This is a genomic window from Agrococcus sp. SCSIO52902, from assembly GCF_022983135.1.
Lineage (GTDB): Bacteria > Actinomycetota > Actinomycetes > Actinomycetales > Microbacteriaceae > Agrococcus > Agrococcus sediminis.
Genome location: NZ_CP095269.1, coordinates 2,274,608 through 2,289,728, shown reverse-complemented (window position 1 = coordinate 2,289,728; position 15,121 = coordinate 2,274,608). Strand labels below are relative to the sequence as shown.

The 15,121-nt window shown below is 72.6% G+C and carries 13 protein-coding genes and 1 tRNA gene; 9 read left to right on the top strand and 5 right to left on the bottom strand.

The window, feature by feature from the left end; all coding sequences use genetic code 11:
* The first annotated feature begins 45 nt into the window (after window positions 1–45).
* The gene (gene pyk, locus MU522_RS11295; protein ID WP_146356168.1) at window positions 46–1,539 is read left to right on the top strand and encodes a pyruvate kinase; all 1,494 of its coding nucleotides are present in this window, start codon (window positions 46–48) and stop codon (window positions 1,537–1,539) included.
* A 51-nt stretch (window positions 1,540–1,590) separates the two neighbouring features.
* On the opposite strand, the gene MU522_RS11290 is transcribed toward pyk, so the two are convergent.
* A tRNA-Leu gene (locus MU522_RS11290) sits at window positions 1,591–1,672 on the bottom strand.
* 47 nt (window positions 1,673–1,719) lie between these two features.
* Here MU522_RS11290 and MU522_RS11285 point away from each other — a divergent pair.
* On the top strand, window positions 1,720–2,361 hold the full coding sequence (locus MU522_RS11285) for a response regulator (RefSeq protein WP_246991074.1): 642 nt from the start codon (window positions 1,720–1,722) through the stop codon (window positions 2,359–2,361).
* A gap of 295 nt (window positions 2,362–2,656) precedes the next feature.
* Window positions 2,657–3,538 (top strand): DUF559 domain-containing protein, encoded by an 882-nt coding sequence (locus tag MU522_RS11280; protein WP_246991072.1) that lies wholly within the window; start codon window positions 2,657–2,659, stop codon window positions 3,536–3,538.
* 194 nt (window positions 3,539–3,732) lie between these two features.
* On the opposite strand, the gene MU522_RS11275 is transcribed toward MU522_RS11280, so the two are convergent.
* Entirely contained in the window at window positions 3,733–4,152 is a 420-nt protein-coding gene (locus MU522_RS11275) for a PaaI family thioesterase (protein ID WP_246993543.1), read from the bottom strand.
* 90 nt (window positions 4,153–4,242) lie between these two features.
* Between MU522_RS11275 and polA the strand changes: the two genes are divergently transcribed.
* A complete protein-coding gene (gene polA / locus MU522_RS11270; protein WP_246993541.1) occupies window positions 4,243–6,864 on the top strand; it encodes a DNA polymerase I in 2,622 nt (873 codons plus the stop codon).
* Here the strand turns inward: polA and MU522_RS11265 are convergent.
* Complete coding sequence (locus MU522_RS11265; RefSeq protein ID WP_246991069.1) at window positions 6,861–7,487, bottom strand: hypothetical protein; 627 nt, start codon at window positions 7,485–7,487, stop codon at window positions 6,861–6,863. The two genes, polA and MU522_RS11265, sit on opposite strands and share 4 nt — an antisense overlap.
* Window positions 7,488–7,625: 138 nt before the next feature.
* On the opposite strand from MU522_RS11265, the gene MU522_RS11260 reads away from it, so the two are divergent.
* Genes MU522_RS11260 through MU522_RS11250 form a run of 3 tightly spaced genes read left to right on the top strand, consistent with a single transcriptional unit; the run spans window position 7,626 to window position 10,805 of the window.
* Window positions 7,626–8,636: an LLM class F420-dependent oxidoreductase gene (locus MU522_RS11260; protein ID WP_246991067.1), complete on the top strand. Its 1,011-nt coding sequence runs from the start codon at window positions 7,626–7,628 to the stop codon at window positions 8,634–8,636.
* A 13-nt stretch (window positions 8,637–8,649) separates the two neighbouring features.
* Window positions 8,650–10,344: a DUF885 domain-containing protein gene (locus tag MU522_RS11255; protein ID WP_246991064.1), complete on the top strand. Its 1,695-nt coding sequence runs from the start codon at window positions 8,650–8,652 to the stop codon at window positions 10,342–10,344.
* The gene (locus MU522_RS11250; RefSeq protein ID WP_128190112.1) at window positions 10,341–10,805 is read left to right on the top strand and encodes a hypothetical protein; all 465 of its coding nucleotides are present in this window, start codon (window positions 10,341–10,343) and stop codon (window positions 10,803–10,805) included. The genes MU522_RS11255 and MU522_RS11250 overlap by 4 nt, the downstream gene beginning before the upstream one ends.
* A 7-nt stretch (window positions 10,806–10,812) precedes the next feature.
* Here MU522_RS11250 and MU522_RS11245 read toward each other — a convergent pair whose 3' ends face one another.
* On the bottom strand, window positions 10,813–11,445 hold the full coding sequence (locus MU522_RS11245; protein WP_246991061.1) for a hypothetical protein: 633 nt from the start codon (window positions 11,443–11,445) through the stop codon (window positions 10,813–10,815).
* 164 nt (window positions 11,446–11,609) lie between these two features.
* Here MU522_RS11245 and rpsA point away from each other — a divergent pair, with 164 nt between their 5' ends.
* Window positions 11,610–13,073, top strand: coding sequence for a 30S ribosomal protein S1 (rpsA, locus tag MU522_RS11240; protein WP_128190114.1), 1,464 nt, complete (start codon window positions 11,610–11,612; stop codon window positions 13,071–13,073).
* A gap of 77 nt (window positions 13,074–13,150) precedes the next feature.
* On the top strand, window positions 13,151–14,500 hold the full coding sequence (locus tag MU522_RS11235; RefSeq protein WP_246991059.1) for a serine hydrolase domain-containing protein: 1,350 nt from the start codon (window positions 13,151–13,153) through the stop codon (window positions 14,498–14,500).
* On the opposite strand, the gene MU522_RS11230 is transcribed toward MU522_RS11235, so the two are convergent.
* Window positions 14,497–15,120, bottom strand: a complete 624-nt coding sequence (locus MU522_RS11230) for a DUF4126 domain-containing protein (protein WP_246991056.1) — start codon at window positions 15,118–15,120, stop codon at window positions 14,497–14,499. The two genes, MU522_RS11235 and MU522_RS11230, sit on opposite strands and share 4 nt — an antisense overlap.
* Between the last annotated feature and the right edge of the window lies 1 nt (window position 15,121).

Sequence of the window (15,121 nt, the reverse complement as noted above, 5' to 3'; positions counted from 1 at the left end):
GCGCCGATCCCACCCAGGCGGCGCGCCGATGAAAGCGAGCTGACGATGAGAAGAGCCAAGATCGTCGCGACGTTCGGCCCGGCACTGGCCGGCTATGAGCAGACGAAGGCCGCGATCGCGGCCGGCGTCAACGTCGCGCGCATGAACCTGAGCCACGGAGACCACACCGTCCACGAGGGGGTGTACGCCGACATCCGCAGGGCGAGCGACGAGCTGGGGATCCCGGTCGGCATCCTCGTCGACCTGCAGGGGCCGAAGATCCGCCTCGGCAAGATCCCCGGCGGCCCGTACGACCTCGCCGAGGGCGACCGGTTCACGATCACCACCGACGAGGTCGAGGGCGACGGCCAGCGCGCCGGCACCACGTTCACGGGCCTTCCGGCCGACGTGCAGCCGGGCGACCCGCTGCTGATCGACGACGGCCGCATCGTGCTGCGCGCGGTCGAGGTCACCGACAACGACGTCGTCACCGAGGTCGTCGTCGGCGGGCCGGTGAGCTCGAACAAGGGCATCAACCTGCCCGGCGTCGCGGTCAACGTGCCGGCGCTGAGCGAGAAGGACGAGGACGACCTGCGCTGGGCGCTGCAGCTGGGCGCCGACATCATCGCCCTCTCCTTCGTGCGCGACGCGAAGGACATCGAGCGCGTGCACGAGATCATGGCGGAGGAGGGCAGGAAGCTGCCCGTCGTCGCGAAGATCGAGAAGCCGCAGGCGGTCGAGAACCTCGCCGACATCATCGACGCGTTCGACGCGATCATGGTCGCCCGCGGCGACCTCGGCGTCGAGCTGCCGCTCGAGCAGGTGCCGCTCGTGCAGAAGCGCGCGGTCGAGCTGGCCCGCCGCTGGGCGAAGCCGGTCATCGTCGCCACCCAGGTGCTCGAGTCGATGATCGAGAGCCCCCGCCCGACGCGCGCCGAGGCGAGCGACTGCGCCAACGCGATCCTCGACGGCGCGGATGCGGTGATGCTGTCGGGCGAGACGAGCGTCGGCAAGCACCCGATCGTCACGATCAAGACGATGGCGCGCATCATCGAGGCGACCGAGGAGGACGGCCTCGGCCGCATCCCCCCGCTCGGCACGAAGCCGCGCACGCAGGGCGGCGCGATCACGCTCGCCGCGCTCGAGGTGGCGGAGTTCGTCGAGGCGAAGGCGATCGTCGTCTTCACCGAGTCGGGCGACTCGGCGCGCCGCATGTCGCGCCTGCGCACCTCGATCCCGATGTTCGGCTTCACGCCCGACCCCGAGATCGAGTCGCGCATGCAGATGATCTGGGGCATGCAGACGCACCTGGTCGACCGCGTGACGCACACCGACGAGATGATCGCGCAGGTCGACGACGTGCTCATCGGCAAGCGCCTCGCGCAGGTCGGCGACAAGGTCGTGGTGATCTCGGGCATGCCGCCCGGCACCTCCGGCTCGACGAACGACCTGCGCATCCACCGGGTCGGCGACGTGCACGCCGACGCCGTGCCGGCGTACCACGGCAAGCGCCGCATCGAGGTCGTGCACCAGTCGGTGCCGCACCCCGCGGAGGCGTAGCCGCTAGCACCTCGCGAAGCCCGGCCGGTCCAGTGGACCTGCCGGGCTTCGTGCCGGTGGTGGGACTCGAACCCACACTCCTCGCGGAAGCGCAGTTTGAGTGCGCCGCGTCTGCCTGTTCCGCCACACCGGCGAGGGCCGGGGCATCCGCCCGGTCGGCCGAACACTAGGCTAGTGCTCATGACCGACGACCTCTTCGCCGAGCCCCAGATCGACGCGGCTGCCGCACCGACCGCATCCTCCGCACGCCGGGTGCTCGTCGCCGAGGACGAGTCGCTCATCCGCCTCGACATCGTCGAGACGCTGCAGGCCGCCGGCTTCGAGGTCGTCGGCGAGGCCGGCGACGGCGAGCGCGCCGTCGAGCTCGCCACCGAGCTCGAGCCCGACCTCGTCGTCATGGACGTGAAGATGCCGAAGATGGACGGCATCACCGCCGCCGAGCGCATCGGCGCCGCCAAGATCGCGCCCGTCGTGCTGCTCACCGCCTTCAGCCAGAAGGAGCTCGTCGAGCGCGCCGGCGAGGCCGGGGCGCTCGCCTACGTCGTGAAGCCGTTCACGCAGAACGACCTGCTGCCGGCGATCGAGATCGCGCTCGCCCGCTGGGACCAGATCCGCGCGCTCGAGGCCGAGGTCAGCGACCTCTCCGACCGGTTCGAGACCCGCAAGCTCGTCGACCGCGCGAAGGGCCTGCTCAACCAGCGCATGGGCCTGGCCGAGCCGGAGGCGTTCCGCTGGATCCAGAAGGCGTCCATGGACCGCCGCCTGACGATGGCCGAGGTCGCCCAGGCCGTCATCGAGCAGCTCGGCACCCCCAAGAAGTAGCCGCCCGCCGCCCGCGCCCTTCCCGCGGCGCCCGCCCCCGTGTGAGTGGCGCCTCCCGCGATCGAGTGGCGCCTCGCGCGACCGATTGGCGCCCCGCGTGATCGAGTGGCGCCTCGCGTGATCGAGTGGCGCCTCGCGCGATCGAGTGGCGCCTCGCGCGATCGAGTGGCGCCTTGCGCGTTCGAGTGGCGCCTGCGATCGCGCGGCGCCCCGACCGGCGCGCCACCGCATCCGTTCTCCACAGCCGGACCGTCCGGGGCGGCAACGGATGCTCGAGGGCGTCACCATGCGAGCCATGGACACCCCTCACGGCTTCACCGTCCGTACCGGCCTCGAGCGCGGCTACTCGGCCGCAGAGCTCCGGTCGATGGCCTTCACCGCACCCGCGCGCGGCGTCCGCATCACCGCGGCGATCGGCGACGAGGGCCGCGCGCTGCTCGAGGCCGTGCGCGCGCTCGCACAGGACGACCAGTTCTTCTCGCACACCACCGCCGCACGCATCCACGGGATGCCGCTCCCAGCTCGCTTCGAGCAGGAGGCGCGCGTGCACCTCGCCTCGCCGGCGGGACGCGCCCGCATGCACCGGCCCGGCGTCGTCGGCCATCGGCTGAAGTCGGCGACGACGGAGGTCGACGGCATGCGTGTGGAGGCTCGAGCCGATGCCTTCGTCCACCTCGCGACGCTCCTGACCGTCGAAGAGCTCGTCGCCGTCGGCGACTGGCTGGTGTCGCCGAAGCGCCGCGAGCCGATGGCGCTCGAGGAGCTCACGGAGGCGCTGCGCAGATATGCCGGCGCGCGCGGCTTGAACCGCGCACGACGCGCGCTCGCGCTCGTGCGCGTCGGCGCGGAGTCGCCGCGGGAGTCGCTGGTGCGGCTGCTGATCCTTCGAGCGCTGCCGGAGCCGGTGCTCCAGCACGAGGTCCTCGATGCTGCAGGCTGCTTCGTGGCGCGCCTCGACCTCAGCTGGCCGCACCTGCGGCTCGGCGTCGAGTACGACGGGGAGCACCACGACGATCCGGAGCAGCGAGCCCGCGATGCCGTCCGGCTCGCGAGGCTGCGCGCGGAGGGCTGGCGCATCATCACGGTCACCCGCGACGACCTGGCCGACGGCGGAGAGGCGCTGCTGCGCACGATCGTCGCTGCGCACCGGCGGTACTCCTCCTGGGAGGCGGCCTGATCGCGGCGAGCCGGCACTCGATCGCGGGAGGCGCTACTCGATCGCGGGAGCCGCCACTCGATCGCCGGAGCAGCCACTCGATGACGGGAGGCGCCTCTCGATCGCGGGAGTCGCCACTCGATCGCGGGAGGCGCCACTCGATCGCGGGAGGCGCCACTCAGTCGCGGGAGGCGCCACTCAAGGGCGGGGCGGGGTCAGCGGTCCTTCACGAAGTTCGTGATGCGGATCGTCGAGGCGCGCCTGCCCTCCTCGTCGCGGCAGACGATCTCGTGCACGGTCATCGACCGGCCGAGGTGCAGCGCGGTGCACTCCGCCGTCACCCAGCCGCTCGTGATCGAGCGGGTGTGCGTCGCGTTGAGGTCGACGCCCACGGCGTACCGGCCGGGGCCGGCGTGGATGTTGGCGCTCACCGAGCCGAGCGTCTCGGCGATCACGCAGTAGGCGCCGCCGTGCACGAAGCCGACCGGCTGCCGGTTGCCCTCGGCCGGCATCCGCGCGACCGAGCGCTCGGCCGACAGCTCGAGGAACTCGATGCCCATGCGCTCCGCGAGCTCGCCGCCCGGCCTGCCCTCGCGCTCCTGCAGCAGTCGCTGCGCGGCCTCGTCGGGCTGGATGGGCTGGGTCACGCGGGTCTCCCGTGCTCGGCGGCCGTGTCGGTGACGCGGGCTAGGCTGACTGCCGTGTCGGACACGAAGCCTACCCTCATGGTCATCGACGGCCACTCACTCGCGTTCCGGGCGTTCTTCGCCCTCCCGCTCGAGAACTTCGTCAACTCGGAGGGGCAGCACACCAACGCCATCCACGGGTTCCTGTCGATGCTCCTCAAGCTGCTGCAGGACCACAGGCCGACGCACCTCGCGGTCGCGTTCGACATCTCGCGCTTCTCCTTCCGCACCCGCGAGTACGCCGAGTACAAGGGCACGCGCGACGAGACGCCGAAGGAGTTCAAGGGCCAGGTGCCGCTGCTCGAGGAGGCGCTGCACGCGATGGGCGTGCGCACCCTCTCGAAGGAGGACTACGAGGCCGACGACATCCTCGCGACGCTCTCGGTGCAGGGCGCGCAGGCCGGCATGCGCGTGTTCGTGGTCTCGGGCGACCGCGACACGATCCAGCTCGTCGACGACGACGTGACGCTGCTCTACCCGTCGGTGCGCGGCGTCTCCGAGCTGAAGCACTACACGCCCGAGTCGGTGCGCGAGCGCTACGGCATCGAGCCCGCGCAGTACCCCGAGATCGCGGCGCTCGTGGGCGAGACGAGCGACAACCTCATCGGGATCGACAAGGTGGGCGAGAAGACGGCCGTCAAGTGGATCACGCAGTACGGCACGGTCGAGAACCTGCTCGCGCACGCCGACGAGATCAAGGGCGTCGTCGGCAACAACCTGCGCGAGCAGCGCGAGCGCGCCGAGCGCAACCGCCGCCTCAACCAGCTGCTCACCGACGTCGAGCTGGGCGTCAGCCTCGACGAGCTCACGCGCGGCCAGGTCGACGAGGCGAAGCTCCGCGACGTCTTCCAGCGCCTGCAGTTCCGCACGCTGCTCGACCGCGTGCTCAAGCAGGAGGGCAGCGGCGAGTCGGCCGCGGCGCTCGAGCCGCAGGTGCAGGCGCCCGCGGTGCAGAAGCTCGTCGACGAGGAGCTCGACCTGTGGCTCGCGCGCGCGGCCGGCACGGTCGCCGTGTCGATCGCCGGCGACGGCGCGGGCGGCATCGCCGGCTTCGGCGTCGCGACCGAGGGCGCGAGCGCGTACGTGCCGTACAAGGCGGGCACGGCCGACTACGACGGATTCGCGGCCTGGCTCGCGTCGGACGCCCCGAAGGCGCTCCACGACGTGAAGGCCTCGATCAAGCTCCTCGAGCGCGCAGGGCTGTCGCTCGGCGGCGCCGCGCACGACACGCGCGTGGCCGCCTGGCTCGCGACGCCGACCGCCCCGCCGAAGACCTTCGAGCTCGACTGGCAGACCGAGGCGCTGCTCGGGGCGACGCTCCCGGCGCCCGACCCGAACCAGCTGGTGCCCGAGATCGAGCCGGAGGAGCTCGGCACCGTCGCGTGGCTCACGGGCGAGGTGGCGCGCGCGCAGCGGCCGCGGCTCGACCCGGGCACGCTCGGCGTGCTCGACGACATCGAGCTGCCGCTCATGCCCGCCCTCGTGCGCATGGAGCAGCAGGGCGTGCAGATGGACCGCGCGGTGCTGCAGCGCATCCTCGACAGCATGCGCGAGCAGGCGGCGGGCCACGCCGAGGCCGCCTATGCCGAGATCGGCCACGAGGTCAACCTCGGCAGCCCGAAGCAGCTGCAGGCCGTGCTCTTCGAGGAGCTCGACATGCCCAAGACGCGCGCGACGAAGACGGGCTACTCGACCGACGCGCAGGCGCTCGCCGACCTGCAGGAGACCAACCCGCACCCGTTCCTGGGGCTCCTCCTGCAGCACCGCGAGACGACGAAGCTCGCGCAGATCATCGAGACGCTGCTGCGGGCGATCCAGGACGACGGGCGCATACGAACCCGGTACGACCAGACCGGCTCCGCATCCGGCCGCCTGTCCTCGAACGACCCGAACCTGCAGAACATCCCGGTGCGCACCGAGGTGAGCCGCGAGATCCGCTCGGCCTTCGTGCACGGGCCGGAGTTCGAGACGATGCTCACCGCCGACTACTCGCAGATCGAGATGCGCATCATGGCGCACCTCTCCGGCGACGAGGGGCTCATCGAGGCGTTCCTGTCCGGCGAGGACCTGCACCGCTTCGTCGGCAGCCGCATCTTCGGCGTCGACCCCAGCGAGGTCACCGCGCTGCAGCGCGTGAAGGTCAAGGCGATGAGCTACGGCCTCGCCTACGGGCTGAGCGCCTTCGGGCTGTCGAAGCAGCTGCGCATCTCGCAGGCCGAGGCGAAGCAGCTGATGCTCGACTACTTCCAGCGCTTCGGCGGCATCCGTGACTACCTGCGCGGCGTGGTCATGCAGGCGAAGGACGACGGCTACACGACGACGATCTTCGGCCGCCGCCGACCGTTCCCCGACCTCACCTCCTCCAACCGCGTGCTGCGCGAGAACGCCGAGCGGCAGGCGCTCAACTCGCCGATCCAGGGCTCCGCCGCCGACATCATCAAGCGGGCCATGATCGCGATCGACCGGCGCATCATCGACGAGGGGCTCGGCTCGCGCATGCTGCTGCAGGTGCACGACGAGCTCGTGTTCGAGGTGGCGACGGGGGAGCGCGAGGCGCTCGAGGCCATCGTGCGGGCCGAGATGGGCGGTGCCGCTGAGCTGTCGGTGCCGCTCGAGGTGCAGGTCGGGGTCGGGCCGAACTGGGACGCGGCCGCGCACTAGCGCGGAGGTCGGCCGCGCGGCCGGAGGGCGGTCGCGGTGCCGATGATGCCGCACAGCAGCAGGCCGGCGACGAGCATTGTCGTCCACACGCCGCGCGGCGTCGTGAGCGCGTGGCTGCCGCCGCCGATGAGGGGCACGGTGGCCGCGATGCCGACGACGAGCAGCAGCGCGGTCACGAGGCACGCGACGCGCACCGCGCGCGGGCCGATGGAGCCCAGCCCGAAGCCGCCGAGCACGAGCGCGGCGGCGACGCCGATCGCCCCGCCGCCCAGGCCCTGCGTGAGCAGGCTCTCGAGCGCCCCGGGCTGGAGCAAGGGCAGCACCGCGAACGCGAGGGGCCCGAGCCCGAGCAGCCACGCGCGCTCCGCACTGCGGGTGTGGAGCGCATGCGCGAGCCCGATGCACGCGCCGGCGATCGCCCCCGGCAGCAGGATCGCGCCGACCGTCCACCACGTGAAGACGGAGGTCGTGCCGACGAGCTCGACCATGTAGGCCCGGAGCGAGGCTGCCCAGGTGAGCCCGACGAGCGCGCCGACCGCCGTCGCGCCGAGCTGGTGCGCGACGCCGTGCGAGCGCCTGCGCCCGGTCGATGCCGCGGCGTCGACGCCATCGGTCGTCTGCATGGGCGGCTCCCAACGGCTGCGCGGCGCTCCGCAGCGCGTGCTCCTGCGGCTCGCACGATCCTCCGCCGGACTCGCGCTGTCAATCCCGCCGGTCCCACGCCGCCTGAAGAGCCCAGCCGGCGCGCCTAGGCTGGCGCCATGACTCACGACGCACTCCAGTACGGCCTCTTCGTCCCGCAGGGCTGGCGGCTCGACCTCGTCGGCATCGACCCCGCCGACCAGTGGGGGCGGATGCTCGACGTCGCGAAGCGCGCCGATGCCGGCGCGTGGGACTCGATCTGGGTCTACGACCACTTCCACACGACGCCGCAGCCGACCGAGGAGGCCACGCACGAGGCCTGGACGCTCATGGCCGCGCTCGCCGCCACGACGAGCCGCGTGCGGCTCGGCCAGATGTGCACGTGCATGGGCTACCGCAACCCCGCCTACCTCGCGAAGGTCGCCGCGACCGTCGACGTCATCTCCGGCGGCCGGCTCGAGTTCGGCATCGGCGCCGGCTGGTACGAGCACGAGTGGCGCGCGTACGGCTACGGCTTCCCGGGCGTCGGCGACCGCATCTCGGCGCTCCGCGACGGCGTGCAGATCATCCAGCGCCTGTGGGCCGACGGCGAGGCGACGATCGAGTCGCAGACGTACGCGGTCGACGGCGCGATCTGCCGCCCCCAGCCGCTGCAGACCGGCCGCGACGGCCGGCCGCGCATCCCCACGTGGATCGCCGGCGGCGGCGAGCAGCGCACGCTGCGCTACGCGGCGAAGTGGGCCGACGCGACGAACTTCGGCGGCAGCCCCGAGCAGTTCGCCCGCAAGCGCGACGTGCTGCTCGGGCACCTCGAGCGCGAGGGGCGCGACCCCGCCGAGGTGCGCCTGACCTCGAACCTCAACATCGTCGTCCGGGAGACCGAGGCGGAGGCGCGACGCGTCGTCGACGAGGTGAACGCGCGCGCCGACTCGGCGATGCCCGCCGAGCACGCCGGCACCGGCTTCTCGACGAAGGGCGCGGTCGTCGGCACGCCGCAGCAGGTGCTCGACCACGTGGGCGCGCTGCGCGAGGCGGGCCTCGGCACGCTCATCGCCTACATGCCGGAGGTCGCGTTCGAGCAGGACGGCATCGAGCTGTTCGAGCGCGAGGTGATGGGGCGCCTCGTCTGACTAGGCTGTCGCCATGACTGACGAGACCGCCGGCGCTCCGTCGCGCCCGCAGACCGAGATCGACCGCATCGCCGAGGCCTACGTGCACAGGGCGGCGGCGCTGAACCCCGAGATCAACGTGTACGTCGGCCTCGAGGGCGACAAGGCCGGCTACGGCGACTACTCGCCCGAGGGCCGCAGGGCCGACGCCGAGCTCGCGCGCGAGACGCTCGCCGCGCTCCAGTCCGCCGAGCCCGCCGACGACGTCGACTGGGTGACCAAGACCGACCTGTCGCGCGAGCTGCAGCTGGAGCTCGACGTCGAGGCCTCCGGCTGGGGCGACCGCGACCTGAACAACCTCGCGAGCCCGGCCTCGGGCATCCGCGACATCTTCGACCTGATGTCGACCGCGACCGAGGACGACTGGTCGACGATCGCCGAGCGCATGCGCAACGTGCCGGCCGCGATCGACGGCTACATCGCCTCGCTGCGCAACGGCATCGCGACGGGCAACACGCCCGCCGCGCGCCAGATCGACAACGTGCTCGAGCAGTTCACCGACTACGCGCCCGGGAAGGGCTTCTTCCACGAGTTCGCCGGCTCCGCGAAGGCGGGGGAGTCGGAGCTGCCCGAGTCGCTCCGCAGCGACCTCGCGGCCGCGGCTGGCGAGGCGACCGAGGCGCACGCGCGGCTCGCCGAGTTCCTGCGCTCCGAGCTCGCCGCATCCGCCAACCCCGTCGACGCCGTGGGCCGCGAGTTCTACTCGCTCATGTCGCGCCGCTTCCTCGGCGCCGAGGTCGACCTCGACGAGACCTACGCGTGGGGCATCGAGGAGCTCGAGCGCATGCGCACCGAGCAGGAGGCGATCGCGCACGAGATCAAGCCGGGCGCCTCCGTGCAGGAAGCGATCGCGTTCCTCGACCAGGATGCGAGCCGCAAGCTGCACGGCACCGACGCGCTCAAGGCGTGGATGCAGGCGACGAGCGACCGCGCGATCGAGGAGCTCGGGCGCAGCCACTTCGACATCGCCGAGCCCATCACGGCGCTCGAGTGCATGATCGCGCCGACCCAGACCGGCGGCATCTACTACACGGGCCCCTCCGACGACTTCTCGCGCCCCGGCCGCATGTGGTGGTCGGTGCCCGAGGGCGTCACGGAGTTCGACACCTGGCGCGAGCTGACGACCGTCTACCATGAGGGCGTCCCGGGCCACCACCTGCAGATCGCGCAGGCGACGTACAACCGCAAGCAGCTGAACCTCTGGCGCCGCGCGTTCGCCGGCACCTCCGGCCACGCCGAGGGCTGGGCGCTGTACGCCGAGCGGCTGATGGAGTCGCTCGGCTACCTCGACGACCCGGCCGACCGCCTCGGCATGCTCGACGGGCAGCGGATGCGCGCGGCCCGCGTCGTGCTCGACATCGGCGTGCACCTCGGCAAGCCGCGCCTTGACGGCACGGGCGAGTGGGACTTCGACTACGCCTTCGAGTTCATGCGCTCGAACGTGAACATGAACGAGCCGTTCGTGCGGTTCGAGGTGAACCGCTACTTCGGCTGGCCTGGGCAGGCGCCCTCGTACAAGATCGGCCAGCGCATCTTCGAGCAGATCCGCGATGCCGCGAAGGACGCCGAGGGCGACGCGTTCGACCTCAAGCACTTCCACATGCGCGTGCTGAACATCGGCGGCGTCGGGCTCGACACGCTGCGCGAGGCCGTGCTGCGCGGGGCATGAGCGCACGCGACGCGGCAGCCGGGCTGCGCGAGCCGGTCGACCACTTCGACCAGCTCGCGCAGCTCGAGCGCGCCGCGCTCGGGCCGCACGCGGGCGAGCCGATGCGCGTGTGCGAGACGGCCCGCGCCGCCTCGCTGCGGCTGCAGGCGGAGGAGCCTGCGGCCCCGGAGCGCGGCATGCTCGCCCGCCTGCTCGGCGGCGGCCGCGCCGAGCGCGAGCACGAGCGGCGCATGGACGCCTGGGACGAGGCGCTCGACGCCCTCGAGGCAGAGACCGAGGCGGCGATGGCGCGCTGGCGCGCGAGCGCCGACCCGGCGCTGCTGGCCGCGGCCACCGCCGACCGCGACGCCGCGTTCCGCTCGCTCGCCGACCGCGGGCTGTTCGACGCCGAGCTCGCGGCGGGCACGGCCGCCGAGCCGATCGGCACCATGATGGTGCGGTCGGCGCTCGCGCACGACTGAGCCGGGCTCAGCGCTCGTCGGCGTCGAGGCGCATGCCGCGCCGCCCGAGCTCGAAGCGGAGCGCGTCGACCACGCGGGCGAACTCCCGGTCGTCGGCGAAGGGGCCCGCGTGCAGCGCGACCTCGGGAGCGCCGTGGGGCAGCAGCAGCACCGACCGGTGCGCGTCGAGCCCGGTCCGGCGGCCGATGGCGCGGCCCACCTCCCGGCCGGCGACGTCGCCGAGCGTGAGCGTGGGTCGCAGCCGCACGCCGTGCCAGCGCACCGCGACGCGCTGCAGCGCCTCGTAGGGCATGAGGCCGGCCGGCCCCTCGACGCCTGCGGGGCCGACGGCGAGGAGCGTGGCGCCGAGCGGGAAGCGGCGCTCGACGTGGCGCACGACGCCCGCCGACCAGACGGCGAGCGCAGCGATCAGCGCTGCGCAGACCATGCCGACACCGCCGAGCGCGAGCAGCGCGAAGCGGCCGAGGCCCAGCGGATCGACGCCCGTCAGGCCGCCCACGAGCGCGCCGCCGAACCAGAACGCGGCCCAGGCTGCCGTGACGCCGGCGCCGATCGCGAGCACGCGGTAGACGCGCGCGACCGGGCGGCGCCGCTCGGGGTCCACGACGATGCGGAGCGAGGAGCCGTCTGCGATGAGCACCCGCCGAGGATAGCCATCCCGGCTTCGCGGAGCGGGTTGTCGGGGGTGGCGGCGCCCGTGTAGGATCGCTGGGTCACGCGTGTGACGCATCACCCATCCGAACTGCCGCCGAGCATCCGCATGCCCGTCGGCCCGAGATCCCCCAATAAGGCACCTTGAACTCTATGACCACTGCAACGACCAAGGCTCCCAAGCAGGTCGCTGTGAACGACATCGGCTCGACCGATGACTTCATGGCCGCCGTTGAGAAGACCCTGAAGTTCTTCAACGACGGCGACCTCATCGAGGGCACCGTCGTCAAGATCGACCGCGACGAGGTCCTGCTCGACGTCGGCTACAAGACCGAGGGCGTCATCCCCTCGCGCGAGCTCTCCATCAAGCACGACGTCGACCCGACGGAGGTCGTCGAGGTCGGCGACACCGTCGAGGCGCTCGTCCTCCAGAAGGAGGACAAGGAGGGTCGCCTGATCCTCTCGAAGAAGCGCGCGCAGTACGAGCGCGCCTGGGGCGACGTCGAGCGCATCAAGGACGAAGACGGCGTCGTCACCGGCACCGTCATCGAGGTGGTCAAGGGCGGTCTCATCGTCGACATCGGCCTGCGCGGCTTCCTGCCGGCCTCGCTCATCGAGCTCCGCCGCGTGCGCGACCTCACCCCGTACCTGGGCCAGGAGATCGAGGCCAAGATCCTCGAGCTCGACAAGAACCGCAACAACGTGGTCCTGTCGCGCCGGGCGCTGCTCGAGGAGACGCAGTCCGCATCGCGCGGCCAGTTCCTCCAGTCGCTGCAGAAGGGCCAGGTCCGCAAGGGCGTCGTCTCGTCGATCGTCAACTTCGGCGCCTTCGTCGACCTCGGCGGCGTCGACGGCCTCGTGCACGTCTCCGAGCTCTCGTGGAAGCACATCGAGCACGCGTCGGAGGTCGTCGAGGTGGGCCAGGAGGTCACCGTCGAGATCCTCACCGTCGAGCTCGACCGCGAGCGCGTCTCGCTGTCGCTCAAGGCGACGCAGGAGGACCCGTGGCAGATCTTCGCCCGCACCCACGCCATCGGCCAGGTCGCTCCGGGCAAGGTCACGAAGCTCGTCACGTTCGGCGCGTTCGTGCGCGTCGCGGACGGCATCGAGGGCCTCGTGCACATCTCCGAGCTGTCGGCGCGCCACGTCGAGACGGCTGACCAGGTCGTCGCGGTCGGCGACGAGGTCTTCGTGAAGATCATCGACATCGACCTCGAGCGCCGCCGCATCTCGCTCTCGCTGAAGCAGGCGAACGAGGGCGTCGACCCCGAGGGCACCGACTTCGACCCGGCGCTCTACGGCATGCTCGCCGAGTACGACGAGCAGGGCAACTACAAGTTCCCGGAGGGCTTCGACCCCGAGACGAACGAGTGGAAGGAAGGCTTCGAGTCGCAGCGCGAGGCCTGGGAGGCCGAGTACGCCGCAGCGCAGACGCGCTGGGAGGCGCACAAGGCGCAGGTCGCCGCTGCTCGCGACGCCTCCGTGCTCTCGAACGACGTGCCCTCGGGCGCCCAGTCGTTCGGCGGCAGCTCCGAGGAGTCCTCCAGCGCCGGCACGCTCGCCGACGACGAGGCCCTCGCCGCGCTCCGCGAGAAGCTCACGGGCTCGAGCGAGTAGTCGATCGCACCACGAGCGGGCCGCATCCTCCGGGATGCGGCCCGCTCCGCGTTGCGGGGCATGCCAGGATCGGAGCCATGCCCGCCGACGACGCGATCCCGCACGCCCTCGAGTACGCCGACCGCTGGCTCGCCTACCGCCGCTGGCGGCTGCGCATCCCCGGCGTGCAGGCTGCGGTGCGCATCGGGGGCGAGCTCGTGCTCGACACGGCGCACGGCGTCGCGGACGAGGCGACGGGCGAGGCGCTCACGAGCGCGCACCGCTTCCGCATCGCCTCCCACTCGAAGGCGCTCGCCGCGATCGTCGCGATGCGGCTCGTCGATGAGGGCCGCCTGCGCCTCGACGACGAGGCGCAGCAGCACGCGCCGGCGCTCCGCGGCACCGACGCCGGCAGGCTGCTCGTGCGGGAGCTGCTCTCGCACGGCGGCGGAGCGGTGCGCGACGGCGACGACGTGGGCTTCTGGCACCTCGCGGGCCCGTTCCCCGACCACGACGGCCTGCTCGCGATCGCGAGGTCCGGCGTCGAGCGGATCCCCGCATCCGTCGAGTTCAAGTACTCCAACGTCGGCTTCGGGCTGCTCGGGCTCGTCGTCGAGGGCGCGACCGGCGTGCCCTACGCCGACGCCTTCGCGCGCCTGCTCGCCGAGCCGCTCGGCCTCGCCGCGACCGCGGCCGACCTCGACGACGGCGCCGCGCCGCTCGTGACCGGCCACTCGGCGCTGCACTCGTCGACCGAGCGCACGGCGCTCGGCAGCCCCGCGGCGCGCGCCCTCGCAGCGGCGACCGGCGCGGTGTCGACGGCGGCGGAGCTGACGGATGCGCTGCGGACGGTCGTCGACGCCGACCACCGGCTGCTGAGCGCGGCCGCCCGCAGGCGCATGCGGCAGCAGCACTGGTCGACGACCGGTCGCGACGGGGGCGCGGGCGGCTATGGCCTCGGCCTCATGCTGCGCGAGGTCGACGGGCGCACCTGGGCGGGCCACGGCGGCGCCTGGACGGGACAGGCGACGCGCACGCTCGTCGACGCGGAGCGCGACGTGGTGGTGAGCGTGCTGACGAACGCGATCGACGGCCCGGCGGAGGAGCTCGCGGTCGGGCTCGCGCGGCTCGTGCACGCGGCGCTCGAGGGCACCGACGCCCCGGTCGAGCGCGCCCGCTCGTTCGAGGGCTCGTTCGCGAGCGTCTGGGGCCGCGTCGACGTCGTCGAGCTCGGCGGGCGCCTGCTCGGCGTCTCGCCGACGGCCGCCGACCCGATGGCGGCGGTGGACGAGCTCGAGCCGCTCGACGACGACCGGGTGCGCATCCGCGCCGCGACGGGCATGGGCTCCGGCCACGAGACCGCGGTCGCGGAGCGGGGCGCCGACGGCCGCGTCGCGCGGTGGCGGGGCGCCTGGCGCATGGACGCCGTCGAGGCGGTGCCGGCCTAGCCGTCGACCATGCGCTCGGTCGCCGGCCGCAGGTCGGCGTTGCGGCGCCTGCGCGCGCTCCGCCACACCGACCAGCCGAAGAGGCCGAGGAGCAGCAGCGCGACCACGACGAGCAGCGGGGCGACGATCGCGAGCAGCGACATGCCGACCGCGCCGACGTCCTCGATCGTCGACACGACGGGCGCGGCCGCACCGGCGGTCGCGATGTTCGCGGCGGGCCGGAGGGCCGTCTTCCCCGCGTGCACCGTCAGCGCGATCACGGCGCCGACGAGGATCGGCACCCATTGGTGGGTCGAGAAGAACTCCGCCGGGTCGGTGACCGCGACGGTCGATGCGGTCGAGGACGAGCCGAAGACGAGCCCGCCGGCCGTGGGCCGCACGATCGTCTGGATGACGTCGTTGACGCTGTCGACCGCGGGGATCTTGTCGGCGACGACCTCGACGACGAGCAGCACCGCGATGATGCCGAGCACCCAGCCGTTCGACAGCCAGACCCACCCGTCGGGCAGCTGCATCGCATCCGGGAAGAAGCGGCCCGCCACCCCGACCGCGAGCAGCGGGATGTAGGCGTTCATGCCGGCCGCAGCCGCCAGCCCGGACCCCGTCAGGAACTCCAGCACG